The 25435-nt window shown below is 59.1% G+C and carries 24 protein-coding genes and 2 tRNA genes; 10 read left to right on the forward strand and 16 right to left on the reverse strand.

Translation table 11 applies throughout. The features are described 5' to 3' along the window. The first annotated feature begins 119 nt into the window (after nt 1-119). The gene (locus tag ACMLHZ_RS05685; RefSeq protein ID WP_418666883.1) at nt 120-926 is read left to right on the forward strand and encodes an AraC family transcriptional regulator; all 807 of its coding nucleotides are present in this window, start codon (nt 120-122) and stop codon (nt 924-926) included. 461 nt (nt 927-1387) lie between these two features. Here ACMLHZ_RS05685 and ACMLHZ_RS05690 read toward each other — a convergent pair whose 3' ends face one another. Both ACMLHZ_RS05690 and ACMLHZ_RS05695 read right to left on the reverse strand, forming a co-directional pair. Then, nucleotides 1388-2518 (reverse strand): DUF362 domain-containing protein, encoded by a 1131-nt coding sequence (locus ACMLHZ_RS05690; protein WP_418666812.1) that lies wholly within the window; start codon nt 2516-2518, stop codon nt 1388-1390. Nucleotides 2519-2588: 70 nt separating this feature from the next. Then, a complete protein-coding gene (locus ACMLHZ_RS05695) occupies nt 2589-3410 on the reverse strand; it encodes an undecaprenyl-diphosphate phosphatase (RefSeq protein ID WP_418455294.1) in 822 nt (273 codons plus the stop codon). 260 nt (nt 3411-3670) lie between these two features. Here ACMLHZ_RS05695 and ACMLHZ_RS05700 point away from each other — a divergent pair, with 260 nt between their 5' ends. Genes ACMLHZ_RS05700 through ACMLHZ_RS05720 form a run of 5 tightly spaced genes read left to right on the forward strand, consistent with a single transcriptional unit; the run spans nt 3671 to nt 7518 of the window. Next, nucleotides 3671-4306: a potassium channel family protein gene (locus tag ACMLHZ_RS05700; protein WP_418666813.1), complete on the forward strand. Its 636-nt coding sequence runs from the start codon at nt 3671-3673 to the stop codon at nt 4304-4306. A gap of 16 nt (nt 4307-4322) precedes the next feature. Continuing rightward, nucleotides 4323-4988, forward strand: a complete 666-nt coding sequence (locus ACMLHZ_RS05705; RefSeq protein WP_177562285.1) for a potassium channel family protein — start codon at nt 4323-4325, stop codon at nt 4986-4988. Between the two features lie 51 nt (nt 4989-5039). After that, complete coding sequence (locus ACMLHZ_RS05710) at nt 5040-5453, forward strand: hypothetical protein (RefSeq protein WP_418666814.1); 414 nt, start codon at nt 5040-5042, stop codon at nt 5451-5453. After that, nucleotides 5450-6850 (forward strand): hypothetical protein, encoded by a 1401-nt coding sequence (locus ACMLHZ_RS05715; RefSeq protein ID WP_418666815.1) that lies wholly within the window; start codon nt 5450-5452, stop codon nt 6848-6850. The genes ACMLHZ_RS05710 and ACMLHZ_RS05715 overlap by 4 nt, the downstream gene beginning before the upstream one ends. A 17-nt stretch (nt 6851-6867) precedes the next feature. Continuing rightward, on the forward strand, nt 6868-7518 hold the full coding sequence (locus ACMLHZ_RS05720; RefSeq protein WP_418666816.1) for an HAD family hydrolase: 651 nt from the start codon (nt 6868-6870) through the stop codon (nt 7516-7518). 248 nt (nt 7519-7766) lie between these two features. Here ACMLHZ_RS05720 and ACMLHZ_RS05725 read toward each other — a convergent pair. The 11 genes from ACMLHZ_RS05725 to ACMLHZ_RS05775 form a co-directional block, all read right to left on the reverse strand. Then, nucleotides 7767-7841: transfer RNA gene (locus tag ACMLHZ_RS05725), tRNA-Glu, on the reverse strand. Nucleotides 7842-7933: 92 nt separating this feature from the next. After that, nucleotides 7934-8010 (reverse strand) — tRNA-Met (locus ACMLHZ_RS05730). A gap of 155 nt (nt 8011-8165) precedes the next feature. Beyond that, nucleotides 8166-9473, reverse strand: a complete 1308-nt coding sequence (gene serS / locus ACMLHZ_RS05735) for a serine--tRNA ligase (RefSeq protein WP_418666817.1) — start codon at nt 9471-9473, stop codon at nt 8166-8168. A gap of 21 nt (nt 9474-9494) precedes the next feature. Next, complete coding sequence (locus ACMLHZ_RS05740; protein ID WP_418666818.1) at nt 9495-10367, reverse strand: ParB/RepB/Spo0J family partition protein; 873 nt, start codon at nt 10365-10367, stop codon at nt 9495-9497. Between the two features lie 13 nt (nt 10368-10380). Then, nucleotides 10381-11142 carry a ParA family protein gene (locus tag ACMLHZ_RS05745; protein WP_418666819.1) on the reverse strand — a complete coding sequence of 254 codons (762 nt, stop codon included), beginning with the start codon at nt 11140-11142 and terminating at the stop codon, nt 10381-10383. A gap of 898 nt (nt 11143-12040) precedes the next feature. Beyond that, nucleotides 12041-12847, reverse strand: a complete 807-nt coding sequence (locus ACMLHZ_RS05750) for a ParB/RepB/Spo0J family partition protein (protein WP_418666820.1) — start codon at nt 12845-12847, stop codon at nt 12041-12043. 212 nt (nt 12848-13059) lie between these two features. After that, nucleotides 13060-13767: a 16S rRNA (guanine(527)-N(7))-methyltransferase RsmG gene (gene rsmG / locus ACMLHZ_RS05755; protein WP_418666821.1), complete on the reverse strand. Its 708-nt coding sequence runs from the start codon at nt 13765-13767 to the stop codon at nt 13060-13062. Then, nucleotides 13764-15656 carry a tRNA uridine-5-carboxymethylaminomethyl(34) synthesis enzyme MnmG gene (gene mnmG, locus ACMLHZ_RS05760; RefSeq protein WP_418666884.1) on the reverse strand — a complete coding sequence of 631 codons (1893 nt, stop codon included), beginning with the start codon at nt 15654-15656 and terminating at the stop codon, nt 13764-13766. Before mnmG ends, rsmG begins: the two co-directional genes overlap by 4 nt. Nucleotides 15657-15756: 100 nt before the next feature. Then, nucleotides 15757-17130 (reverse strand): tRNA uridine-5-carboxymethylaminomethyl(34) synthesis GTPase MnmE, encoded by a 1374-nt coding sequence (gene mnmE, locus ACMLHZ_RS05765; RefSeq protein WP_418666822.1) that lies wholly within the window; start codon nt 17128-17130, stop codon nt 15757-15759. Nucleotides 17131-17259: 129 nt separating this feature from the next. Next, nucleotides 17260-18051 carry a class I SAM-dependent methyltransferase gene (locus ACMLHZ_RS05770; protein WP_418666823.1) on the reverse strand — a complete coding sequence of 264 codons (792 nt, stop codon included), beginning with the start codon at nt 18049-18051 and terminating at the stop codon, nt 17260-17262. Between the two features lie 28 nt (nt 18052-18079). Continuing rightward, a complete protein-coding gene (locus ACMLHZ_RS05775) occupies nt 18080-18667 on the reverse strand; it encodes a TetR/AcrR family transcriptional regulator (RefSeq protein WP_418666824.1) in 588 nt (195 codons plus the stop codon). Nucleotides 18668-18959: 292 nt separating this feature from the next. On the opposite strand from ACMLHZ_RS05775, the gene ACMLHZ_RS05780 reads away from it, so the two are divergent. The 3 genes from ACMLHZ_RS05780 to ACMLHZ_RS05790 all read left to right on the forward strand — a co-directional run bounded on the left by ACMLHZ_RS05780 (nt 18960) and on the right by ACMLHZ_RS05790 (nt 21030). Continuing rightward, the gene (locus ACMLHZ_RS05780) at nt 18960-19865 is read left to right on the forward strand and encodes an AraC family transcriptional regulator (protein WP_418666825.1); all 906 of its coding nucleotides are present in this window, start codon (nt 18960-18962) and stop codon (nt 19863-19865) included. Next, entirely contained in the window at nt 19858-20376 is a 519-nt protein-coding gene (locus tag ACMLHZ_RS05785) for a GyrI-like domain-containing protein (protein ID WP_418666826.1), read from the forward strand. Before ACMLHZ_RS05780 ends, ACMLHZ_RS05785 begins: the two co-directional genes overlap by 8 nt. A 243-nt stretch (nt 20377-20619) precedes the next feature. After that, nucleotides 20620-21030: a hypothetical protein gene (locus tag ACMLHZ_RS05790; RefSeq protein WP_418666827.1), complete on the forward strand. Its 411-nt coding sequence runs from the start codon at nt 20620-20622 to the stop codon at nt 21028-21030. A 37-nt stretch (nt 21031-21067) separates the two neighbouring features. On the opposite strand, the gene ACMLHZ_RS05795 is transcribed toward ACMLHZ_RS05790, so the two are convergent. Continuing rightward, nucleotides 21068-22345: an ATP-binding protein gene (locus tag ACMLHZ_RS05795; protein ID WP_418666828.1), complete on the reverse strand. Its 1278-nt coding sequence runs from the start codon at nt 22343-22345 to the stop codon at nt 21068-21070. A gap of 588 nt (nt 22346-22933) precedes the next feature. Here ACMLHZ_RS05795 and ACMLHZ_RS05800 point away from each other — a divergent pair. Beyond that, nucleotides 22934-23203 (forward strand): hypothetical protein, encoded by a 270-nt coding sequence (locus ACMLHZ_RS05800; RefSeq protein WP_418666829.1) that lies wholly within the window; start codon nt 22934-22936, stop codon nt 23201-23203. Nucleotides 23204-23317: 114 nt separating this feature from the next. Here the strand turns inward: ACMLHZ_RS05800 and jag are convergent, their stop codons facing one another. Together jag and ACMLHZ_RS05810 are read right to left on the reverse strand one after the other, a co-directional pair. Beyond that, nucleotides 23318-24367: an RNA-binding cell elongation regulator Jag/EloR gene (gene jag, locus ACMLHZ_RS05805; protein WP_418666830.1), complete on the reverse strand. Its 1050-nt coding sequence runs from the start codon at nt 24365-24367 to the stop codon at nt 23318-23320. Nucleotides 24368-24369: 2 nt separating this feature from the next. Next, entirely contained in the window at nt 24370-25401 is a 1032-nt protein-coding gene (locus ACMLHZ_RS05810; protein ID WP_418666831.1) for a YidC/Oxa1 family membrane protein insertase, read from the reverse strand. Nucleotides 25402-25435: the final 34 nt, after the last annotated feature.

A 25435-nucleotide genomic window follows, 5' to 3' on the forward strand; every position in this document is an offset into this window, starting at 1 on the left:
GCCCGCTATGCTTGGGAGGCGCCGCAATGTTAGACAATAGTTTTCAAATCCGGTACGACAAGCTTCCTATCGCCACCTATGCCATTTCCGAACCGCCGCTTAAGGCTTCCATGCCGTTTATGCTGCCCCACCATCACAGCGAGTTTGAGGTAATTGCGGTTGTGTGCGGCCAGTGCGAGGTGACGATCGACCAGGTCCATTATACAGCCGGCGACGGCGACCTGCTGTTTATTCCCCCTTATTCGCTCCACAGCGGCCATATTCTTCCGGGAAAATCGTTTTCACATTTTTGTTTCTGTTTTGATCTGACCCTTCTCAAGGAAGATGGCCTTTGCAAGCAAATCGAAACCGGATATCTGGATGTAGTCCGTGTAGTCCGGCATTCCGCCCCGGGCGCCGCCGCTTTGTTTGGTGCCGCGCAGTGCATCTATCACCAGTGTGAGGGGCGCCCCCGGGGTTGGGATCTCGTGGTGCGGGGGCAGCTTTTGTTCTTGGTTGGGCTGCTGGAGCAATATGAATACTTTTTCAGCGCGATCCGCAAGGATGCACGGTGTGATTTCAGCGCACGGGTATTTGATCTTTTGAACCGCACCTATGCCGCCGATCTCACCTCGCGGGATATTGCGGCGCAGATGTCGTATAGTCAAAGCTACTTTTGCCGGTTGTTCCGCGAAAATTTTTCCGCCAGCTTCCAGCAGTATCTGTGTCAGTTCCGCCTTTGCAAAGCAAAACTTTTGCTGACGCAGGAAAACCTTACCGTAGGGCAGACCGCCGCCCGTGTCGGTTTTAATAGTTCCAGCTATTTTTCCCGGCAGTTCCGCCTGCTTTATGGCTGCACTCCCAAACAGTTTCAGACTGCCAAAGCCTTATCCAACAAGTTTTCCGAGTACTATCTTGGTTCCTCCGTATCTGTCCGTTCGCAGTGATCGGGTGTGATTTATTTCTTATTCCTAAAAAGTCGCGTTGCAGAATAGGAGTTAAAGAATAACGAGGTTAGGAACCCCTTTTGGTTTCCTAACCTCGTTATTTGCGTTAAAAAATGTTCAGGTGGCCGTAAACAGTGAATTCATCATCGGAATTGACGTGTTTTCCCACCGGACAGACTTTTGGGCCCGCTCATCCCTTTTCTCCGCACTAAAAGGCCACGGAGAGAACCGCGGCGCTTCCCAACCCTGCATACATTTCGGCGGAGGGCGGGGTTAAAGCCGCAATGGGTGTGAAATGAACTACACTATAAACTACTTATGTACAGGATGATGAAAATAGCGATCGAATGATTTTTATCAAAATTCCATAGGTCACTGGACCGATCCCTCCCCGCAGAATACAACGATTTTGGTGGATGATTCCAGTTTCGCGCAGCACCTATACCAAAAGTATTTTATCTTTACAATTTTACAATTTTTAGCTCGTATTCCCGGTTTCCGAGACCAATCTTCTCGGCATGTTCCAGGCAGACCCGCCAATCGGTGGTAGGGGCCGAGTCAATAAAATGGTCGCCGCAGCTGCACGCGCCGGGCGCCGCCAGGTTGTCGGCCAGTTGGCTTTTGGGCAGCACGGGCATATTGTTGCAGGCATCGGCACAGGCCTGATCCAGTGCCACTGGGTCAAAGCTTGCGAACATGCCCACATCCGGAATGATGGGCGCATCGTTTTCATCGTGGCAGTCGCAGTTGGGCGAAACGTCGATCACCAGGCTGATATGGAAATTAGGCCGGTGCTGCACCACCGCTTTTGCATACTCGGCCATGCGGCGGTTCAACTCGTCGTTGGCATTGTAGTCCTCGTTTTGAATGGCGTCGAAGTTGCAATGTGCAAGGCAGCGCCCGCAGCCCACACAGCGCCCATGGTCGATCAGTGCTTTGCCGGCGTCGCCAAAGTCGATGGCGTTCTGGCCGCAGGCTTTTGCACAGGCGTGGCAGCCTCGGCACAAAGTTTGATCCACCTGGGGTTTGCCTGCGTTGTGCTGCTCCATTTTGCCTGCCCGGCTTCCGCTGCCCATCCCCAAATTTTTAATGGCACCGCCAAACCCTGTGGACTCATGCCCCTTAAAATGGTTCAGGCTGATTACAATGTCCGCATCCATAATGGCCCGGCCGATCTTGGCCAGCTTCACGCACTCGCCGCCTTCCACTGGCACCTCCGCCTCGTCGGTGCCCTTCAGTCCGTCCGCAATGATAACCTGGCAGCCGGTGGAAAGGGGGGTGAACCCGTTTTCGTACGCGGCCTCGATGTGCTCCAGTGCATGCTTGCGCCGCCCCACGTACAAAGTATTGCAGTCGGTCAAAAAGGGCCGGCCGCCCATCTCCCGGATCACATCGGCCAGGGCTTTCGCATAACCTGGCCGCAGATACGACAGATTGCCCGGCTCGCCAAAATGGATCTTGATGGCCACGAACTTTTGGTCCATATCGATTTTTCCCAAACCCGCGGCTCTCACAAGCCCCTGCAGTTTTTTTGGCAGGTTCATGCCGGGGCGCGCCCGCAGGTCGGTGTAATATACCAGTGATTTTTCCATATTTTCATTCTCCTTTCATCCCCGGGCTCGGTGCCGGGGCCATTCTTGCCGCTATTCCTACCGCTTTTGATCAAAAGCCCAGCAGCGCCGCCGCCAGAACCACTGTTCCCAGCACAATGCGGTACCAGCCGAACGGTTTGAAGTCGTGCTTTTTTACAAACCCCACCAGGAATTTGATGGCGGCCACGCTCACCAAAAACGCGGTCACACAGGCCACTGCCAGCGCAGTCACTTCGCCGCCGGTAAAGGTCAGGCCGGCTGCCAGGTATTTCACGGCTTTCAGAAGGCTGGCGCCAAACATCACCGGAATCGCCAAAAAAAAGGTGAACTCGGTGACCACCGGCCGGCTGGCCCCAAGTAAAAGGCCGCCTACAATGGTGGCTCCGCTGCGGGAGGTGCCGGGGATCATGGCCAGCACCTGCCAAAATCCGATCACGAGCGCCTGTTTATAGCTCAGTTGTGAAAGGTCGGTCACTGTGGGGGTACGGCGGCGGTTTTCCACCACCAGGAACAGCACACCGTACAGGATCAGCATAACCGCCACGGTGATGTAGTTGTACAGATGGGCGTCCAGCCAGTCATCGAACAAAAGCCCCAGTACCAGCGCTGGGAGGGTCGCCACCAAAATTTTAAACCAGAGGGTCCAGGTGTCTTTTTTTACAAATTTTTTGGCCGGGTCTGTGCAAAAAGGCCAGAGCTTGGGGAAATACAGCAGGACCACCGCAAGAATGGCGCCCAGCTGGATGACCACCCGGAACATGCTCATAAACTCGTCGCTGTAGGGCATATCCAAAAGCTTTTCAGCCAGGATCAAATGGCCGGTGCTGCTGATGGGCAGCCATTCGGTGATCCCTTCAATGATGCCGTAAAGGATCGTCTTCAAATATTCCATTGCTTCTGCCTCGTCTCTTTGTGGTCTGGGTCTTTATGACCTATTGTATCAGTATAGCATATCCGCTTTTAAAACAGAACGCTTTTTTGCTGCCCGCTCTTTCTTTTACCCTATAAATAAAGTATAATAAGGGGCGCCGGAACGGGCGCAGAGCTTTGTCTGAAACAGCCCTGGCCGGCATATCCTTTTCTGGGGCTGCCCCTGCGGCGTTTGAGCGCAGCCCATCCGGGGCATCTTATAATAAAACGAGGTGTTTGTTTTTGAATATTTTGGTGGTTGGCTGCGGCCGCGCGGGTGCAAACCTGGTGCGCATTCTGGAACAGCTGGGGCACGAGGTGTCGGTGCTGGATGCCGACCCCGCCGAACTGGAGCGACTGGACGGCTTTGAGGGCTATGAATTTTCAGGCGAGGCCCATGCGGGCATCCCCATCGACACTGATGTGCTGCGGCGGGCGGGCATTGAAACCTGCGATGCGGCGGTGGTGTCCACCAACGACGACAGCGTAAATATCATGGTGGCCCAGATCGCCCGCGAGGTGTTTGGGGTGGAGCGGGTGGTGGCCCGCATCACCGACCCCACGCTGAAGGACTTTTTTGTGAAACAGTACGGCATTCAAGCCGTGTGCCCCACCAATCTATCGGTGCAAAGCATGCTGCTGGGCGTTCTGCAGGATCAGGAAAGCCGAACCCTTACCGTGGGCGCTTCCACCGCTGCCTTTTTTACCGTGCCGGCTACTGAGCATGATGTGGGCCGCCTTTTAAACCGGATCAAGGCGCCCCGGGGCGAGGCGGTGTTCGGGGTGCTGCACCAAAACGGCTCAATGGAATTGGCCGCGCAGCCCAGCCCTGTGCTGCGCCAGGGCGACGCCATTATCTATGCCCGCATCGCGGACTGAAAGGAAGCAAACATTCATGAAAGTGTTAATCGTAGGCGGCGGCAAGGTGGGTTATTATATGGCAAAGACCCTGCTTGCCCACGGCCACCAGCCCCGCGTTTTGGAACGGGATCACAAACTATGCGAGCAGATCGCGAATGAGCTGGATATCCCGGTGACGAATGGCGACGGCTCCACAGTGGAGTACCTGCGGGCCGCCGGGTGCGACAAATGCCAGGCCCTTGTGGCGGTGACCGGCCGGGATGAGGTCAACCTCATTACCTGCCAGATCGCCAAAAAGGCTTTTGCTGTGGAAAAAACGGTAGCCCGGGTCAACAATCCCAAAAATGCGGTCGTTCTGCGCAAGCTGGGGGTGGACATTGCGGTGTCCAGCACCGACAATCTGGCCCGCATTTTGGAGCGCGAGGTGGAAACTGCCGCCATTCAGCAGGTGCTCAGCCTGGCGGGCGGCACCGCCACCCTGATCGAGATCCAGGTACCGGAGGAGTTTAAGTACCACGGCAAAAGCCTGGCCAATATCCCCATTTCCCAGGATGCGGTCATTATCTCCATCACTCGTTCGGGTGAATTGTTGATCCCCCGCGGCAACACCGAGGTGCGCTCTGGCGATAAGGTTCTCTGCGTTGCGCGGGATACCGCGATGCACGAGCTTGCGGCAGATTGGGGCCTGGCCGAACACTGACAGCGAGGCGCTTTGGGTATTCTGTGATTTTTGTGAGAGGAGGTGTGCGGTGTGCTGCATTTTCGCATCGATCCCGCGGGTTCGAAGGTCCTTGGCCTATGGCTGTTTTTGCCCGGTGCGGTGATTTCGCCTTTTTTGTTTTGGCAGACCTTTTGGGGCGGGGCCGCTTTTTTGGTTGCATGGAGCCTTCTTGCGCTTTGGTTGGCTCCTCTGCGCGCACGCACGCTGGAGGGCAGTGTTTCCCTGGGTGAGGTGCGCCTTGCCCAGGGAATCCTTTTTAAAACCAATCATCGGGTACCCACCCGCTTTGTGACCGGCATTTCCCGCTTTCGCACTCCCCTTTTGCGGGCCTGCCGGTGCAGTTTGTTGCTTCTTTATACCAGCGGCGCCGTACTCATCCTCCCCGGTATCGCCGACGAAACTGCCGACCGGCTGGTGGAAGCGCTGCAGGGGGGTCGCTCATGAGCGCGATACAAGTGCAAGGCCGTTTCCATTTTGTATATATCGCGAAATTTATACGTTATGGCCTTATCCTCTGCCTGGTTCCTATGCTGCAGGCCCTGATTCGTTTTGACTTGCAAAGCCTTTACACCGCACTTCGGCAGGATGCTGTGATTCTGGTGGTGATGGCGGTGATCTCGGTGTGGCTGTGGCGGCAGGCCGGCTTTTCCCTCACACAGGAAGCTCTCACTCTGAAGCTTGGGTTTCTTATCACGCGCCAGATCACCCTCCCCTGCAATCAGGTGGCTGTTTTGGAACAAAGCCGCCCCCTGTGGCTGCGCTTGCTGGGGGCCAGCCGGGTCACCGTTTATGCCGCCCGCAGCGCCCATTTTAAAACGGTGCAGTTTTTTTTGCCAAAGCACCAGGCTGCCATTTTGGCCGAAACCATGCTTCCTGTGCGTTCGGACGCCACCTTTTTTGAGCCTACCGGTGCCGAGCGCATCCGCTTTACCGTACTGAGCGCCAACATTGCCACCACCGCAGCTCTTTTGTGGGTGAGTGCGCGGGAAACTACCCGCATTCTCGGCGAGGGGATCGAGGAACAGCTCAATCACCTGGCGCTGGATAATCTTACCCGCATCGAGCAGATTGCCGAATTGTTTTTGCCGGCGGGTGTGGCCTGGCTCTTTACGCTTGTTTTCGTATTTTGGGGCGTGGCGCTTTTCTGGTCTCTTCTCTCTACCGCAGGTTTCCGGGTCAGCCGCAGCGGCGGGGTCATTCTTGCCAAGGGTGGCCACGTAAACCATATCGAGCGGCGCATCCTGGCCAGTGCTGTGATCTGGTGCGACGTGCGCACCACTCCCTCGGCCCGGTTGCTGCGCCGTTATCCGGTGTATCTGTGCGCGGGCAGCTTTGATGGCGGCGATATCCCCATCCTTGTTTATAAAAAGGGTCAGGAAGCGCTTTTGGAAGCTTTGATGCCTCAATTCCGCCTATGTCCTGCTGCGCTGGGTCCGGTCGCGGACCGTTCTCTGCCCCAATTTCTGTGGAAAGGTGGAACTGCCTTTGCCTTCTGCGGCGCTCTGGCCGGGGTATCGGTGTGGCAGCTGCCTCAACTTACCCCTGTGCTGATCATTCCGCTACTGCTCAGCCTGGGCCTGGTTTTGGTTTCCCTTGAAGCCTGGTTTACCGAAGGGGTGCATCGCAATTCCAACCATACCCTGGCGATCCAGTATAGCCGCTGGTTTACCCGGCACAGCCTGTGTATATTTACTCGGGACCGGGCTTTTTCCACGTTTCAAACGCCTTTTTCCGAAAACGTGGCCCGCTGCAATTTTACGCTGCGGCTGCCCTGCCGCCGCAGGATAAAGCTTCGCGGCATCAAACGCTATCAGGCCGACCAGCTCAAGCTGGCAGATTAAAGAGAAAGGGCCATGCAATGTACCATACTGTACTTTTTGACCTGGACGGCACGCTGCTGAATACCATTCAGGATCTGGCCGACGCTGCCAATTGGGTCTGCGCCCAAAACGGCTGGCCACAGCATACTTTAGAGGAATACAAGCGGTTTGTGGGCAATGGCATTCCCAGGCTCTGTGAGCGGTTTACCCCACCCCAGGCCCGCGGGCCGCAGCAGCTGGCGCACACACTGGCAGCCTTTGAAGCCCGTTATGGGCTTCACAAACAGGATGCCACCGCGCCCTATCCCGGCATTTCCGACCTGCTGAATCATCTTTCCTCTGCCGGAATCTGCTTTGGGGTACTCACCAACAAGGAGCACCGCCTTGCTCAGGCTGTGGTGGAATACTATTTTCCGGGTGTGTTTTCCTTTGTGCAGGGTGCAGTGCCCGGCGTGCCCCCCAAACCCGATCCTGCCGGGGCAAAGGCCCTGATGGCCCGTATGGGCGCCGTGCCCCAAAGCACTCTTTTTGTAGGCGACAGCGACGTGGATGTTTTCACCGCCCACAATGCGGGCCTGCCTGCCTGCGGGGTGTTGTGGGGGTTCCGCGGCAAAACGGAACTGCAGAATGCAGGAGCCGAGCGCCTGGTTGCCAGTCCCCCTGAATTGCTGGATATTATCCTTACATAAAAAACGAAAGGGTTGCCTTTCTGTTCGATTCCCACGGGCCATGCCAAAAAAAGAGAACCAAACCGGGGTACGGTTTTTGCTGGGATCTCCCCCTTTGGTTTTTTGCTTTCCGGGCCCCGTCCCTCGCGGGCTAAGCAACAGCCCACCGGGCTGTTGCTTGCGGGCTGCGGCCCGCCGCCCTGTTCGATTCCCACGGCCCATGCCAAAAAAAGAGAACCAAACCGGGGTACGGTTTGGTTCTCTTTTTTTGGTGACCCGTCCGGGAATCGAACCCGGGTTACCGCCGTGAAAGGGCGATGTCTTGACCGCTTGACCAACGGGCCTTATAAATACAAGGCTTAGCTAAAACAGCAAGCATTTTGTCGCCCACTATTGCGGGCGACCCCCCATGTATTCTAGCTAAACCTTGTATCAGTGGTAGCGGTAACTGGATTCGAACCGGTGACACTTCGGGTATGAACCGAATGCTCTAGCCAACTGAGCTATACCGCCACATTTATCCGCCGTTTGAAAGGCGCCCTTATATTATATTAAACAGGCTGGGGCTTGTCAATACTTTTTTGCCCCGTTTTTACAAAATTATCCCCTGCAAAACAAAAGGCGCGGGGCCGGAAAATTTTGCCCCGCACCTTTTGCTGCTTCTGCAATTAGCCTTGTTTGGGCAGCAATTTTTCTTTGCCGCCCATATAGGGCCGCAGGACCTCAGGAACCAACACGCTGCCGTCGGCCTGCAGGTTGTTTTCCAAAAATGCGATCAGCATACGCGGAGGCGCCACGCAGGTGTTGTTCAAAGTGTGAGGAAGGTAATTGCGGCCGTCCTCGCCCTTGACCCGGATCTTTAGCCTGCGGCTCTGGGCATCGCCCAGGTTGGAGCAGCTGCACACCTCGAAGTATTTTTGCTGGCGGGGGCTCCACGCTTCGATATCGCAGCTTTTCACCTTCAGGTCTGCCAAATCTCCCGAGCAGCACTCCAGCTGACGCACCGGAATATCCAGGCTGCGGAACAGCTCCACACTGTTGCGCCACAGCTTTTCATACCAGTCCATACTTTCTTCGGGTTTGCAGACCACGATCATTTCCTGCTTTTCGAACTGATGGATGCGGTATACGCCCCGTTCCTCCAGGCCATGGGCGCCCTTTTCCTTGCGGAAGCAGGGGCTGTAACTCGTGAGGGTTTGGGGCAGCTGATTTTCCGGAATGAGCTGATCCACAAAGCGGCCGATCATGGTGTGCTCGCTGGTTCCGATCAGATACAGGTCTTCCCCTTCGATCTTGTACATCATGGCATCCATTTCGGGGAAGCTCATAACGCCCTGCACCACGCTGCCGTGCATCATAAAGGGCGGGATCACATAGGTGAAACCCTTGTCGATCATGAAGTCGCGGGCATAGGCCAGCACCGCCTCGTGCAGGCGGGCAATATCGCCCAGCAGGTAATAAAAGCCGTTGCCGGCCACCCGGCGGGCGCTGTCCAGATCAATGCCGCCAAAGCTCTCCATGATCTCGGTGTGATAAGGAATTTCAAAATCCGGCACTGCCGGTTCGCCAAAGCGCTGCACCTCCATATTGTGGCTGTCGTCCGGCCCGATGGGCACGCTTGGGTCAATCATATTGGGGATGACCAGCATAATCTCCCGGATTTTTTCATCCAGCTGCGCTTCTTTTTCTTCCAGCTCTTTCAACCGGTCAGCCTGAGCTGCCACCTGGGCCTTGGCCACCTCGGCCTCGGCCAGCTTGGTGGGATCCTTTTTCGCCTGCCCCATCAGCATGCCCACCTTTTTGGACAGGGCATTGCGCTCGGCCCGCAGGGTGTTCGCCTCGGTGACGACAGCGCGGTTTTCAGCGTCCAGAGCCAGCACCTGGTCCACCAGCGGAAGCTTGGCATCCTGGAACTTCTTTTTGATGTTTTCTTTTACGGCGTCCGGGTTTTCCCGAACAAAACGCAGATCCAGCATAGTGTTTTGTTCCCCTTTATTTCAGTTTGTGGTTTCTTTCTGGTAACCGCCCAGCAGATTGGCAAAGGCGGTGAGCTGAGCATCCGAGTAAAAGTGTACCGTCAGGCTGCCCCGGCCGTTTTTATAATCCACCCTCACCTCGTTGCCCAGGGTTTCCCGCAGGGCTATTTCCACCTCGCCCGGAAGGGCCGGGCGCTGCGGCTCAGGTTTTTTTTGCGGCTCGGGCCTGGCCAGCTTTTTGCACAGCGCCTCGGTCTGGCGCACATTGAGCCCGTTTTCCACCACGGCGGCAGCGGCGGCAAGCTGTTTTTCCTGATCTTCCAGGCCCAGGATCACCTTTGCATGCCCAGTGCTGAGCGCCCCTTTCTGCAGCCATTCCAGCACTTTTTCCGGGAGATTTAAAAGGCGCAGGCTATTGGCCACAGCGCTGCGGCTTTTGCCCAGCTTTTTTGCCGCCTGTTCCTGGGTGAGGCCGCACCGGTCCATGAGCTGGCGGTAGCCGAACGCTTCCTCCACCGGGTCCAGGTCCTCGCGCTGCAGGTTTTCGATCAGGGCCAGCTCCATGGCCTCGCTCTCGGTCACGTCTTTAATGACTACCGGAACTTCCGTGAGACCTGCCAGGCGGGCGGCCCGCCAGCGGCGTTCACCGGCAATGATCTTGTATCCCCCACTGGGGGCGGAGCGCACAGTGATGGGCTGCAGCACCCCGTGCTCCGTAATGCTGGCGGCCAATTCCGCCAGGCTTTCGTCGCTGAACGATTTGCGGGGCTGATCCTTATCCGGCTCAATTTCCCGCAGGGGCAGGGTCTCGACTCCCCCGCCGCCCACATCCCGGGCCGTTTCCTCGAACAGGCTTTCCAGGCCCCGCCCGAGACCTCCTTTTTTCGGTGCCATTCTATTCCTCCTTTTAACGGTTGTTGCGCAGCAGTTCCCTGGCCATATCCCTGTAGGCCTCGCTGCCCTTGCTCACCGGGTCATAATGGTTGATGGGCATGCCGTAGCTGGGCGCTTCGGACAGGCGCACGTTGCGGGGCACAGTGGTTTTGTAGACCTTGTCGCCAAAAAACTTTTTCACCTGGTCCACCACCTGCAGGGTCAGATTGAGCCGGCCGGCATACATGGTGAACACCACGCCCTCGATTTCCAGATAGCGGTTATACATTTTGCGCACTGTTTTGAGGGTACTCATCAATTCCGACAGGCCTTCCAGCGCGTAGTATTCGCACTGGATGGGGATGAGCACCGAATCGCAGGCGCACAGGCCGTTGAGGGTGAGCAGATCCAGGCTGGGCGGGCAGTCGATGAATATGTAATCGTATTTCCCGGTCACACCAGCCAACGCCTCCCGCAGGCGGCTTTCGCGGCGGGGCAGGTTGACCAGTTCCACCACCGCGCCGGAGAGCTGAATGTTGGAGGGGATGATGTCCACCTGGAACTGGGTGGGCAGAATGGCTTCCTCGGCCTTGGCCTCGCCGATCAGCAGCTCGTAGACGCTTTTGCCCACGCTGCGCTTGGAAATGCCGTATCCGCTGGTGCTGTTGCCCTGAGGGTCCAGGTCTACAACCAGAACCTTTTTGCCCTCGGCCGCCACACAGGAAGAAAGGTTTACTGCCGTGGTGCTTTTGCCCACGCCGCCTTTTTGGTTTGCCACTGCGATCACTTTACCCAAAATTTGTGCCTCCCACATGATCTGTTTCCCCTGCCGGATTTACCCCGGCACAGGGGAGGAAATTGTCGGAAAATTTTGCAGTTTTGTACCTGGAAGCCGTGCAACGGTTTGATTTTGTGTTTTTTACGGCGCAGGCCTGTAGTTGCTATTATAACATAGGTTTTGGGGTTTTTAAACGGGCAATATCTTGTGGTTTTTTCGTTTCATCCCCAATTTACGCCTCTTCTCACAAGATATAGTGGTTTTCAGGAAGAAGCTCCAAAGCTTGCTTACAGGGGAAGAATGTTCCACGTGGAACATTCTTCCCCTGTAAATTGAATTTCATGCGAGTAAACAGAAAAGAAAGTTTGGAGTTTTTCAGAAGCAAAAAACCTTCCCAAATGTTCCACGTGGAACATTTGGGAAGGAATGGACAGCTGAGGCGGGAATGAGGGGCCAGGCGGGAATGAGGGGCCAGGCGGGAATGAAGGGGCCAGGCGGGAATGAAGGGGCCAGGCCGAAATGAGGGGCCAGGCGAAAATGGGCGGCCAGGTAAGAATAGGCGGCCAGACGGAATGGGCGGCCTGGCTGGAAGGGGGCCGCTGGGGCGCAAACAGGTAACCACGGCCGAAGAAGCCAGCCGGACAGAGATGGACAGCCGAGAGGGATCTGAACAGTGAGGGAACGGATGAGTGGCGGAAACAAGGCTGCGGGGAGTGAGGTGCGGAAGAAGAGCTTACCGCAGCGATAGGGGCCAAAAGGGAGCGAACGCAGCTCCGGGCAGGAAGGCGCAAAACAGATGTGCGGCTGGAGCGCAAACAGGCGGGCGCTTGGCGAAACAAAAAATAAAACCGGAATAAAAAACGCAAGGCCCCCGCCGGAGCTTCCGGCAAGAGCCTTGCGCTTGTTAAGGGCTTTGTTACGAGCTGGCGCTGGTGGCGGTGGGAATGTGGACCGTGTATTCCACATACCCCTCCCCTTCCGTGCGCTTGGTGCTGGCGGGTACTCCCGCATCCACCATCAGGCGCACCGCCCGGTTGATGGTGTTCACAAAAATGCGCACGTCCCGCACCATGGGGATCGCGTGCCTGTGGCGGGGCTTATCGGTGAGAAGGCGCTCCACATAGGCGTCGGCCTGGCGGGCGTTCATGCTCTGCTTTACAAATTGCTCCAGGGCCTGGGTGCGCTGCTGCTCGGCGGGCAGCCGGAGCACCGCCCGGGCATGGCGCTCGGTAAGGCCGTGGGCCACGCAGTATTCCTGCTGCTGCGCCGTGAGCGCCAGCAGCCGCAGCTTGTTGTTCAGGGTGGGCTGCGCAATGCCCAGGCGGCGGGCAGCCTCTTCCTGGGTGCAGCCCCACAGGGCGATGACCTCTTTAATGCCCCGGGCCTGCTCGAAGGGGTCGAGCCCCTGCCGCTGCACATTTTCCAAAAGGCCCAAGGCCGCGGTCTGGTCGTCTTCATAATCGCACAGGATGGCCGGGATCTCGGTGAGGCCCGCCAGTTTGCAGGCGCGCAGGCGCCGCTCGCCCGCGATCAGCTGGTAACGGCCGTTTTGCACCTTGCGCACCGTGACCGGCTGCAAAAGGCCGTTCTGGGCGATGCTGAGCGCAAGGCGGGCGATTTCCTGCTGGTCGAAATTTGTGCGCGCCTGAAAAGGCGACGGTTCGATCTGCTGGGGCGCCAGCAGCAAAATTTTGCCGATGCTTTTGACCCGATGTTGTAACATTTCCGTATTCCCCTTTCCTTTGGCCGCAATGCAAAACCAGCCCGCAGCGGGGCGCAAAACAAAAAAACGCACCCGCGGCCTGCCGCAAAACCAGCCCTTTTGCGGGCAGTTCAGCGGTTTTTCCTGCCTGTGAGGCAAGTATACCACGAATGCGATTTATTTACCAGTATTTTCCATCGACAAACAATTACCAATTTTTGCCTTAACCTCTGTCATTTCAGGGGCGACTTGGCAATTTTTCCGCCGTTGCGGGGATAGACGGTCGAAGTTTGCGAAATCTTTTTGCATACCACAAGGCTGCGCGCGTCGCCCCCGGGCAGCTGAAAGGCGCGGGTGGCCTGGTATTCGCCGCCGAGCTTTTGAATGGCGGGGCGGGCGGCTTCCAGCTCTTCGGCAGCGGAGGCGCCCTTCATAGCAATGAAGAAGCCCCCCACCCGCACCAGGGGCAGGCAATATTCGCTGAGGGCGGGCAGCGCGGCCACCGCGCGGGCCGAAGCAAGATCAAAGGCCTCACGCCACTGCTTGCGGGCGGCCTCCTCGGCGCGCTCTTTTGCAAACTCAACCCCGGAAAGGCCCAGCTGGCCGCACACCCAGCGCAGAAACTCCACCCGCTTACCGGTGGGCTCCATGAGGGTGAGGGCGAGATCGGGCTTGTGGATTTTGGCGACCACCCCGGGGAAGCCGGCGCCGCAGCCCACGTCCACCATGCGGCCCGCCACCTCGGGCTGGGCGGCAAAAAGCAGGCTGTCGATAAAATGCTTGTCCTCGACGCCCTCGGGGTCGGTGATGGCGGTGAGGTTGACCTTTTGGTTGTATTCTACCAGGCAGACGGCATAGCGGGCCAGCAGGTCCAGCTGGCCGCCGGTGAGCGCAATTCCGTAAACGGCGGCCTTTTGTTCCAGACGGGATTTGTTGATCATGGGCGTTCCTCCTTTTGTTCTTCGGCAGCGGCGGCGCGGGCGGCGGCCACCGCCACGCTGAGCACCGCGAGATCGGCGGGCGAAACGCCAGGGATGCGCCCGGCCTGGGCCAGATCCCGGGGGCGCAGCTTTGCCAGCTTTTCCCGGGCTTCCAGCCGGAGGCCCGCCAAGGGCGCGTAGTCAAAATCCGGCGGGATGAGGGCGCTTTCCATGCGGCGCACCTCTTTGATGGCCCGCTGCTGGCGCTGGATGTAGCCCGCGTAGCGGATTTCGGTGGCAATGCGCCGGCCAAGGCGCGGGTCGACCCCCTGCCCCGGGCCGATGACCCGGCACACCAGCTCGTAGGTGAGCTCGGGCCGGCGCAGAAGTTCGGCGGCGCTGGCACCCTTTTCCACCGGGGGAAGGCCCTCGGCGGCAAGCACCTGGTTCAGGGCCGCGGCGCGCACGGTGGTGGATTCCAGCCGGGCGCGCTCGGTGCGCTTTTGCTCCATCTCCCGCTCAAAGGCCTGCCAGCGGGCGTCGCTCACAAGGCCCGCCTGCCTGCCGATGGGGGTGAGCCGCTCGGCGGCGTTATCCTGCCGCAGGGTGAGGCGGTATTCGCTGCGGCTGGTCATCATGCGGTAGGGGTCCAGCACGCCTTTGGTAACAAGGTCGTCCACCAGGGTGCCGATGTAGGAGGAGTGGCGTGGCAGCACCAGCTGCTCTTTGCCCTTTACGGCCAGGGCCGCGTTCAGGCCCGCCAAGAGCCCCTGGGCCGCGGCCTCCTCGTAGCCGGAGGTGCCGCAGAATTGGCCCGCGCCGTACAGCCCGGCCACCGCCCGGGTTTCCAGGGTGGGGCGCAGGGCCAGGGGGTCGATGCAATCGTACTCGATGGCATAGGCGGGGCGCAGAATTTCGATGCGCTCGAAACCCCGGATGGTGCGGTACATGGCGTTCTGCACATCCTCGGGAAGGCTGGAACTCATGCCCTGCAGATACATCTCCTCGGTGTTGAGGCCGCAGGGCTCCACAAAGATCTGGTGGCGGTCCTTTTCGGCAAAGCGGACCACCTTATCCTCAATACTGGGGCAGTAGCGGGGGCCGATCCCCTGGATGGCCCCGCCATAGAGGGGGGAGCGGTGCAGGTTCTGCTGAATGATCCGGTGGGTCTGGGGGTTGGTAAAGGCAATGTGGCAATCCACCTGGTTTTTCACCCCGCCCATGGGGGTAAGAAAGCTGAAAGGCTCGGGCGGGTCCTCGCCGGGCTGGCGCTCCAGCACCGAAAAGTCGATGCTGCGGCGGTGCACCCGGGCGGGGGTGCCGGTCTTGAAGCGGCGCAGGGGCAGGCCCGCCCTTTTGAGGCTTTGAGCCAGCAGCTCGGCTGCGTGCTGGCCGTCCGGCCCGCTGGGCACGCTGGCATCGCCCACAAAAATGCGGCCCCCCAGGTTCGTGCCGGTGCACAGCACCACGGCGCGGGCCCCGTAAAAGCCGTGCAGCCGGGTATACACCCCCGCCGCGCGGCCCTGCTCTACCTTTATGTCCACCACCTCGGCCTGCTTGATTTCCAGGCCCGGGCACTGCTCCAGCAGGTGCTTGGTGTAGGAGTGGTAGGCCTGCCGGTCGATTTGGGCGCGCAGCGAGTGCACGGCCGGGCCCTTGCCCCGGTTGAGCATGCGGCTTTGCAGGGTGGTGGCGTCGGCCGCAAGGCCCATAACCCCGCCCAGGGCGTCGATCTCGCGCACCAGATGGCCCTTGGCGGTGCCCCCGATGCTGGGGTTGCAGGGCATGTTGCCAATGCCGTCGAGGCTGAGGGTGAACAGCGCGGTGCGCGCGCCGAGCGCGGACGCGGCGTGCGCCGCCTCGATGCCCGCGTGCCCCGCGCCCACCACGATCACATCATACTCACCCAAAGGGAACGCCCCGTTTTGGGCGGGCGCGTGTTCGCCCCGCCCCGCCGGGGCGCCGCTTGCTAAGATTTCCGGCACCTTTTTACTCTCCCTTTTTAACCGTTTACTTGCCCACGCAAAACTTTGAAAACACTTCCTCCACCACGGAGGCGGCGGCGTCCTCGCCCGAAAGGCGGCACAGCGCGGCCAGCGCGTCGTCCACACAGACGCTCACTGCGTCCAGCCCAAAGCCGCCGGCCAGCGCTTCCAGCGCGTCGGCCAGGGCGGCGCGCGCCTCCACCGCCGCGGCCAGCTGCCGCTGGCTCACAAGGCAGGGGGCGGCAAGATCGAGCTCCGCCACGCCCAGCACCCGGGCCACCGCAGCCTCCAGCTGCGCAAGGCCGCCGCCCCGGCCCGCGGCCATGCGCACAACAGCGCTGAACCCGCCTTGCAGCACGGCTTCGTCGAACCGCTGGGGCAGGTCGTTTTTGTTGATGAGGGCCACGGCCCGCCGCCCGGCGCAGGCGCGCGCAAGTTCCCGGTCGGCAGGCAGAGCGGGGCTGGAGCCGTCGAACACGGCCAGCACCAGCCCGGCCTGGGCCAGCTTTTCGCGGCTTCGGCGGATGCCCTCGGCCTCGACCAGGTCGCCGGTTTCGCGCAGGCCGGCGGTATCGAACAGGTTCAGGCGCACCCCGCCCAGCATGACCGCCTGCTCCACCACGTCGCGGGTGGTGCCCGCCACGGGGGTGACGATGGCCCGGTCGAACCCGGCCAGCAAATTTAAAAGGGTGGATTTGCCCACGTTGGGGCTGCCCACGATGGCCGTATCCACCCCCTGGCGCAGCACCGCGCCCGCGCCGTAGCTTTCCACCAGGGCCGACACGCCGGCCAGTACCTCCCCCAGGGCCTTTTGCAGGGCTGCGGGCTCCAGCGCGGGCACATCCTCCTCGGGAAAATCGACCCAGGCGGCCAGATGCCCGGCCAGGGCCAGCAGGGTTTGCCTGTAGCCCCCGATCTGTTTTGCCAGGGCGCCGCCCAGGGCGTGCTCGGCCAGGGCCGCGCCCTGGCGGCCGGCGGCGGAGATCACATCCATGACGGCCTCGGCCTGGGTGAGGCTGATGCGGCCGTTCAAAAAGGCGCGCTTTGTGTACTCGCCGGGGCCGGCGGGCGCAGCGCCCGCGGCGATGCAGGCTTCGATCAGGGTTTGGGCGATGACCTGGCCCCCGTGGCAGGAGAGCTCCACCACGTCCTCGCCGGTATAGCTGCGGGGGGCGCGGAAGAACAGGGCCACGCCCTCGTCCAGGGTGCAGCCCCTTGCCTGAAAGTGCCCGAACAGCGCGGTGTAGCCCCGCGCGTTTTCCACCTTTTTGGCCGGGTCCTGTGGAAAAAACACCCGGGCCGCCACGGAATAAGCCCCGGGGCCGGACAGGCGCACCACGGCGATGCCCCCCGCCCCCGGGGGGGTGGCCTGGGCCACAATGGTGGACGGCTGCGCCATAGAAAAGCCCCCTTTACACAAAAAGTTCCGATTTATTGTAGCACACACCGAAAGCAAGGGCAAGCGGGGCGCACCTTGCGGGCGTTCGGCCCGCGGCTGCCGCCCGGCGCACCCAAACGGGCCGAAGGCTCATTTTCGGAAGATATCCAGCGCATGGCTTGTGATGCCCCACAGATCGCTGCGCTCACAGGTCGCAAAGTGGTATTGAAGGTACAGCGCAAAGGCGGCGGCATCCATGGCGTCCACCGCCTCGCGCATGAAGAGGGCGCAGCCGTCGGCGGCCACATAATGCAGCCGGGTGACGGGGAACGGGGCCATGAGCGCGTCGATCTCCTCTTTGCGGACAAGCTCAAACAGGTCTTTGGGCTGGGAGCGGGCGGCAAAGGTGCGGCCATCGAGCAGGCCCTCGGCCACATATTGGGCAACGTTGACATTGCCGCGGTGAAAGCCCTCGTCCAGCAGGCAGCCGTCAGAAATGACATAGGCGGCAAAGACCACACCGCCCGGTTTGGTGACCCGGATCGCCTCGCGCAGGGCCTGGCGTTTGTCCGGCACGCTATAGAGATGGTACAGCGGCCCCAGCAGCAGCGTGATATCATAGGCATCGGCCGGAAATGAGGACAGATCCAGGGCGTTGCCCAGGGTGACGGACACGGTTTCGCCCGGGCGGGTGTTTTGGCGAAAGAGCTCCACCTGCCGCGGCACCAGCTCCACCGCGTCGACGGCATAGCCCCGGCGCGCCAGCGCGTGGGAATAGCGGCCGGTTCCGGCCCCGATTTCCAGCACGCGGCTGCCGGGGCGGAGGTATTTTTCAATGTAGCGCATGGTGGTGAGGAACTCAACGGAACCATGCTGGACGGCCAGGCGGCCGTCCTCGTTGTAATGATCGTAAAAATCGATCAGGTATTGGTTTGTTTGCATACTGCACCTCTCCCCTTTTTTTTCGCCGTCAGGCAGAACCGCGGGTGGCCGGTGTTTGCCGCTGCAAAAAAGCCGACAGGACATTTGCCACCATGTTTTCCACATCGCGTTCCCCGAGCGTCAGCTTGTTTGTTGCCGCCAGGACCGCGATCCCGTGGGTATAAAGAAACAGATCCAAAAAAACGACCTTTGCGCGCTCCGGGTCCAGATCCAGGGCCCGGGCGAAGGCCGCCGCCTTTTTTTCGTTGCCGCGCTCTTTGTAAAAATCCTGCGGGCGGTGCAGGGCCAGGTCCATGTCGCTGATGAACAGCAGCCGGAACAGGTTGGGCTCCTGCCGGGCAAATTCCACATAGGAGAGCGGGAGGAGCAGGCCGGGGCCGACCCGGGAGCCGGCGCGGTAAGCGGCCACATAGCGCTCGTAATATTCGTAGGCAAACGCAAGAAATTCACTTTTTAACTGCTCCATGTTTTCGTAGCAGGTAAAGAGCGGCCGGGTGGAGCACTGCAGCTTGCCCGCAATGCTGCGGGCGTTCACCGCTTCAAAGCCCGCTTGCCTTGTAAGTTCCAGAGCCGTATCCAAAATCATCTGCCGGGTTATTTTTGCTTTAGGCGGCATAGCCGTTCACTCTCCATTTGATCTTATTTTGTTACAAGCGTTATGTAACTATTGTTGCACATTAAGACAAGCTTGTCAACGGTATTGGGGGAATAGACGGCATTTTATACGCAAGCCCCACAGCGGATTATCTGACCGCGCTGATCGTGGCGCTGCTGCTGCGGCATAACGGAAAGAGCCCGCAAAAAAGCGGCGGCGTTCTATCCGGCCAGGACCAAAGATGAGAGGACAGGCCCTTTTCCATGGGGTATAATAAAACCTGCAGCGGCCGGGGCATTGAAAGGGAAACGATATGGAGTGGAATGAAAAGCTACAGATCATCATCGACTATGTGGAAAACCGCCTGCAGCGCCGGCAGGAGCCGATTGATCCGCGGGAGATCGCGGAGATTGCGGGCTGCTCCTTTGGCTTTTTTCAAAAGGTATTTTGCTATATGAACGGCATCAGCTTTTCAGAGTATGTGCGTTCCAGAAAAATGACCTTGGCCGGATACGAGCTGAAGAGCACGGATAAAAGAGTGGTGGAGGTGAGTTATCAGTATGGGTACGACTCGCCCACTTCCTTTACAAAAGCCTTCCAGCAATTTCACGGGGCTACGCCCAAGGACGCGCGCCGGCAGGATGTGAGGCTGCGGGCGGTGCCGAAAATGCAGCTCCCGGTGAAACAGGAATATCAATGGAAGCTGGAGCAAAAGGGCCCCTTTCGCCTGATCGGGACGAGCCTTCGCCTATCCCGCAGAAACGGGGACCACGCTGCCAAGATACCGGGATTTTGGAGCGACTGCCAGAAGAACGGCACCTTTTCCCGGCTGGCCTCCATGGACGCCGGAACGCCGAAGGGGCTGTTCGGCCTGTTCCGCCGGGATGAGAAAAACCCGGATGCCCTGGAGTATTGCATTATGGTAAAGGCAGATGCGGCGTTGCCGGAGGGCTGGACGGAAATTGTGATACCAAAAACCGCCTGGGCGGTTTTTGACTGTGTGGGCCCTGTGCCCCAGGCCATCCAGAATGGGTGGAGATTTCTCGAGGAGGAGTGGCTGGTGAACTATCCGTTTGAGCATGCAAACTGCCCGGAGCTGGAGTGGTACAGCGATGGAAACGCTTACGCGGCGGATTATTGGAGCCAGATCCTGATCCCGGTGGCGGACGGCAAACAATCGGCCTGCAAACAAACAGACAGGAGAACCAAAAATGAATAACCCTTTTCGGATCGAAAAAAGAGAGAGCTTTCGCGTTGTGGGCTTTTTGATGCAAACGACAAACCACCGGGGCGAGGGCCGAAGGGCAATCCCCGCGCATTGGGCGGGCTTTCGGGCGGAACACCGGGACGAAGCGCTGCTGGCCCTGGCAAAGCAGGAGCCGCAGGGCCTGTTCGGGATTCATCTATACAACACAGACCCGGCAGACCCCAAAAAATTTGAGTATCTGATCGCTGTTTCCAGCGACCGCGACGCGCCGGATGGATTTGCGGAATACACCGTTCCGGCCATGACCTGGGCGGTGTTTCCCTGCAGGCTGGAAACCCTGGGAAAAACCGAGGCCATGGCGATTTTGAAATGGCTGCCCAAATCGGACTACAGGCCGCTCAACAAGGGCTATCTCACCGGCAGGATGAAAGCGGGAGCGCCGGATGTGGAATATTACGGAAAAGACGGGCTTGTGGAGGTGTGGATCGCCGTGAGGGAGAAACAAGAAGGAAAGCGGCCTTGATCAACAAGGCCGCCCGACAAAACAAACGGGAATTGGATCATTCCGTCATTGAAGAAAATACAAGGTTTATTATGGAGCAAATATCCAACTAAAGTTGTGTTTACCGGGCCTGTACCTTTCGTTGGAAAAGCACTTTTTATGAATTATCATCAAGCCAGAAGCTGTTGGAGGACAATAAGGATGAGTGAAAAATACACGTTTCAGGATTTTTTAGCTTCCGTGGATGGGGAGAACCAAAAATTTGTGAGCGAAGTGCATAACGAGCTGACCGGGCTTGGCTGCAAGGCCGAGGTGAAGGCCGCGAGGAGCGGATATGTGGTTTCCTACAGCCTGAACAAAAAGACCCTCGCCAATTATGTGTTCCGCAAAAAAGGGCTGATGGCCCGCATCTACGCGGGCCATATTGCCCAGTACATGGAACTTTTGGAGCTGCTGCCCGACAGCATGGTATGCGCCATTCAGGCAGCGCCGGTCTGCAAGCGCCTGGTGGACCCGGCGGCCTGCAACCAAACGTGCTCCATGGGCTACGACTTCCTTTTAAAGGGCGAACGGCTGCAAAGGTGCCGCAACAATGCGTTTATGTTTTTGCTTGATGAAGAGAGCAGGCCCCACGTGAGAGCGTTGTTGCTGCAGGAAGCCGGCGCGCTGGTTTGACCGGGATCCAATGCCATTCCTCTGAATCTTTTTTCCTTCATTCCTTCAGTGCCGTTAACGGCGCGACGAATACCCCGTCCGGCCGCTGATATGCGGCATTGGCCAGGCCGCAGAGGACGCAGAGGACAGCGGGGGGCTTGCCCTTTGGATCCTGCGCGATCTGCTTTTTGATCTCAAGAAGATTCTGTGCCGCCGCGTCGATCTGGTTGGCCCCCAGCTTGATTTCAAAGGCGCACCACTGGCCGTCGGGCAGCTCCACCACCGCGTCGATCTCCTGATTTTTGTAGTCCTGGTAGTGATAAAGGTTTCCGCCGAAGGATTCGGCATAAATGCGCAGGTCCCGCTCGCACAGGGCCTCGAACAGGAAACCAAGGGTTTGCAGGTCGCCCAACAGCCCCGACGGTGCGGCCTTCAGCAGGGCACAGGCCAGGGACGGGTCGGCAAAGTGCCGCTTTTCCGCCTGCTTGACCCGGACGGAGGAGCGGATGCCGGCGGAAAAGGGCGGCTGGTCGTCGGTGAGAAAAAGCCGCTTGAAAATATCCAGATAAGCCGCCACGGTATTGCCGTCGATGTCCTCATCATCCACCGCCTTCACGTCCCGCATGAGGGTCTTGTTGGTGACGGTGGTGCTCTCGTTGCGGGCCAGAGAACGCAGCAGCAGGCGCATTTTGCGGGTATCGCGCTTTACGCCGTCGATGCGGTATACATCGTCGGCGATGACAGCGTTCAGGTATTCCATGGGAAGCAGCGCGGCCTGCTGCAAGGGCAGGCCCAAGCTGCCCGGCCAACCGCCGCGGACGATCAGTTCAATGAGCTTTTTTAAATCCACCTCGCCGGTCATAACGGGGGTCAACTCGCCGCGGCACAGCTTTTCCAGGGACACCTTTCCACTGGAATCGCCGGATTCCCAGAGGGCCATGGGGCGCATCCGCAGCCGGGCAATCCGGCCCGCACCGCTGTGGAGGATGCCTTTATGGTTTGGGGTAGCGGAGCCGGTAAGGATAAACTGCCCCTTTTGGGCGGTTTGATCGACCCTGTATCGCACCGCATCCCAAAGGGGCGGCACCTCCTGCCATTCGTCAATGAGGCGGGGCGTTTCGCCCTCCAGCACTAAAGCCGGGGACAGCTCCGCCAGCTTCCGGTTCTGAAAATTGCCGGCGGGGTCGCCGATGCAGATCCCGCTCCTGCTGTGGTAAGTAGAGGTCCAGGTTTTGCCGCACCACTTGGGGCCCTCGATACAGACGGCGCCAAAGGCGGACAGATATTCTTCCAGCTTTTGGTCAATGATGCGCGGCCTATAGCTTTGCTGTTCCACAACGTGTCACCTCGGTTCAGATATTAACTTCATTATATTCTATTCCACTGATTTTTACAATTACAATCAGTCGAATTTTATATTTTCATTCAGTCAAATTATCAAAACTTATTCAGTACAATTTTTAAAACACATATACACTCCCCTGCCACAGCCTGGCAGCGTGTGCCGCGGCAAAAAACAGGTGTGCAAAATATCTTGTACGCCGCAGGCATATAAAGCGATTTTGCGCACCTGTTTTGAAGCAAGGGCATGCGGGCGGGGAGAACGCCTGCCGCCAAAGAAAAAGCCCCGTAAAAGCGCGTTTGCCTTTGAAAGAAACCTGGCCGGAACCTTTGGTCTCCATTCCCTGGCGGAAACCAAAGCCTCCCCGCTTCGCCCCCTGGCGGCCCAAAAGCCACTTGGCATTTTAGCTGAAAAATCGCTCTGATTTTCGCTGGACACCGGCCGGTGTTTTTTCAGCGGGGGTCGGATTTTTTTGTGTTATACTGAAAAAACCTTGTTGATTTGATTTTTTTATCGCTTCAGGCAAAGAAAAAATAAAAGCAACAAGGGCAAAACAACAGATTGTTTGAGGAGGAATACAAAATGAACGAGCAATGGAACGATCTGTTTTCGATGTTCGGCTGGTCCAGGGGCGGCTTTGACCCGGGCACCGCGGAGCTTTTCAGCGATCTGGAACAGATGATGCAGCAGAGAACACAGGAAATGGCGCTGGAGGGCCAGGCGGCGGAGGCATTTGCGGCTTACCGGCAGCACCAGGGCGAACAGCTTGATTTTGTGGCGCTGCAAAACTTTAAGGCAGGGATCTTTTTTGCGCTGTGGCTCACCGGCTCGACCTTTTTTCACATGTATTAAAAGCCGCCGGTTTTCCACAATGCAGGGCCCGGAATGTGCAAAACCCAAAGCGCCCCGCAGCCACAAAAAAGGAACGCCGGCAGATCTGCCGGCGTTCCTTTTTTGCAATGGGATTTACAGCTCGACCTTGCCGTAGAGGGCCAGGCCCTCGGCGTCGTCGATGAGCTGGGTGCGCTTGGGGGCCATGGGCTCGGCGCCCTGGGGGCGGGGGGTATCGGCAAATTCGCGCTCGGGCACGCTGGAACGGCGCTCGCCGCCCCGGTAGCCGCCCTTGCCACCCCGGTCGTTGCGGTCGCTGCGGCCATGGCCGCCCTCGCGGCGGGGTCCGCCGCGATAACCGCCCTGGCCTCCCCTTCCCCCGCGGCCGCCCTCGCGGCGCTCGGGGAGGTTGCTGGCGTTCGGGTCGGTGGAATAAATGACCACACGGCGGTCGGCGCCCTCGCCCTTGGACTCGCTGCGCACGCCCTGCATGGCGCCGATGGTGCTGTGGATGATGCGGCGCTCATAGGGGTTCATGGGGTCCATGGCATGGCTGCGGCCGGTTTTGGCCACCTTGGCGCCGATGCGGCGGGCCAGGGATTCCAGGTCCTTTTCGCGCTTGGAGCGATAGCCGCCCACATCCAGGCCCAGCTTGAGATAATCGCCGGGGAGGCGGTTCGCCACCAGGCCCGCCAGGTAAGACAGGCTCTCCATGGTCTCGCCCCGGTGGCCGATGAGCACGCCCACGTTGGCGCCCTCCACCTTCAGGATGGTGGCCTCGCCCTGCTTGACGGCGGTGAGGGCGACTTCACTCACACCCATGGCGGCGAACACGGTTTTTAAGTATTCCACCGCAGCGGTGAGCTTTTCGCTGGACGCGATGTCCACAGGGCGCTCCTCCATGGCGGGGGCTGGTTCCTGTTTGGGGGCCGGGGAGGGTTCGGGCGCTTTTTGCGGGGCGGGAGCGGCCTGCTGCACAGGCGGCTGGGGCGCGGGGGCCGGAGCCGGCTCTGGCTCGCCGCCCTCGGCGGTGGCCCGGACCTTGGCCGGGGTGGATTTGAACAGCTTGCGGGTGGGCAGCTCGAGAATTTCGATGCTGACCTCTTCCCGCGGGAGGCCCAGCTCACGGCAGGCCTGTTCGGTGGCTTCCTCGACGGTTTTGCCCGTTACAATGACTTCACGCATGGTTATTCCTCCTTTGCCTCTTCGGCCAGCGGGGTGGTGCGCTCGTCCTTATACTTTTCCTCGTCCAGCTTGCGGGCCATTTCCAGCCGCAGGCGCGCCATTTCGCTCTCGGTCACTTCCTTGAGGACCTCCTGGCCGGTGGGATCGACGGTCTTGATCTGCTTTTTGGCTTTTTTGGCCTTTTTCTTGGCCTCGATTTCTTCCTGCACCTGCTGCTTCATCTTTTCGGGGTCGTAGATTTTTTTCAGGATCACGCTCTGAACGAACATGAGCAGGTTGGAAACGGTGTAGTAGAGCGAGAAGGCCACGGGCACGGTGAAGCCGAACCAGACGAACATCAGGCTCATGATCCAGGGCATCCATTTCATGCTGCCCTGCATCTCCTGGCCGCTCATTTTCATGGTGATGACGTTGGTGAGGGCCATGGTGAGGACACTGAGGATGGGGAAAATGAGCAGCGCGTTGAACGCGAGTTCGGGCTTTTGGGTGAGGTCGATGCCCAGGAACACCACGTTGAAGTTCTGGATGGCCTCGAGCTGGCCGGCGGTGAGCAGCTTTGCGGCGTCGGCGGCAAGGGAACCGTTCTGCACCTGCTGGATCAGGGTGCTGCCGAAGTACATGTCGTAATTCAGGCCCATGGCCCCGGCCACCTGGGTGAGCACATCCTTGCCGATGTGCAGGATGTGCTGCAGCGGATAGTACACCGCCTCGATCACGCCGAACAGAACGAAAAAGTTGAGGAACATGGGCAGGCAGCCCGCCATGGGGTTGTAGCCGTATTCCTCCTGCAGGCGCATGAGCTCCTGGTTCTGCTTGTCTTTATCCTTGGCGTACTTTTTCTGGATCTCGGCGATCATCGGCTGATAGGCCGACATGCGGGCCGTGTTTTTTTGCTGCTTGAGCTGCAGCGGGAAGGAGAGCAGCCGGATCAAAATGGTGAATACCACCAGCGCCCAGCCGTAGCTGCCCAAAAAGTCGTACATCCACTTCAGCACATAGCCGAGCGGCGTACCCAGAAAGCCTAGAAAACCCATAACTTGTCCATTCCGCCCCGGTTGCGCGCCGGGG

Origin of the sequence: Allofournierella sp. (genome assembly GCF_048388525.1) — a bacterium.
GTDB lineage: Bacteria > Bacillota > Clostridia > Oscillospirales > Ruminococcaceae > BQOK01.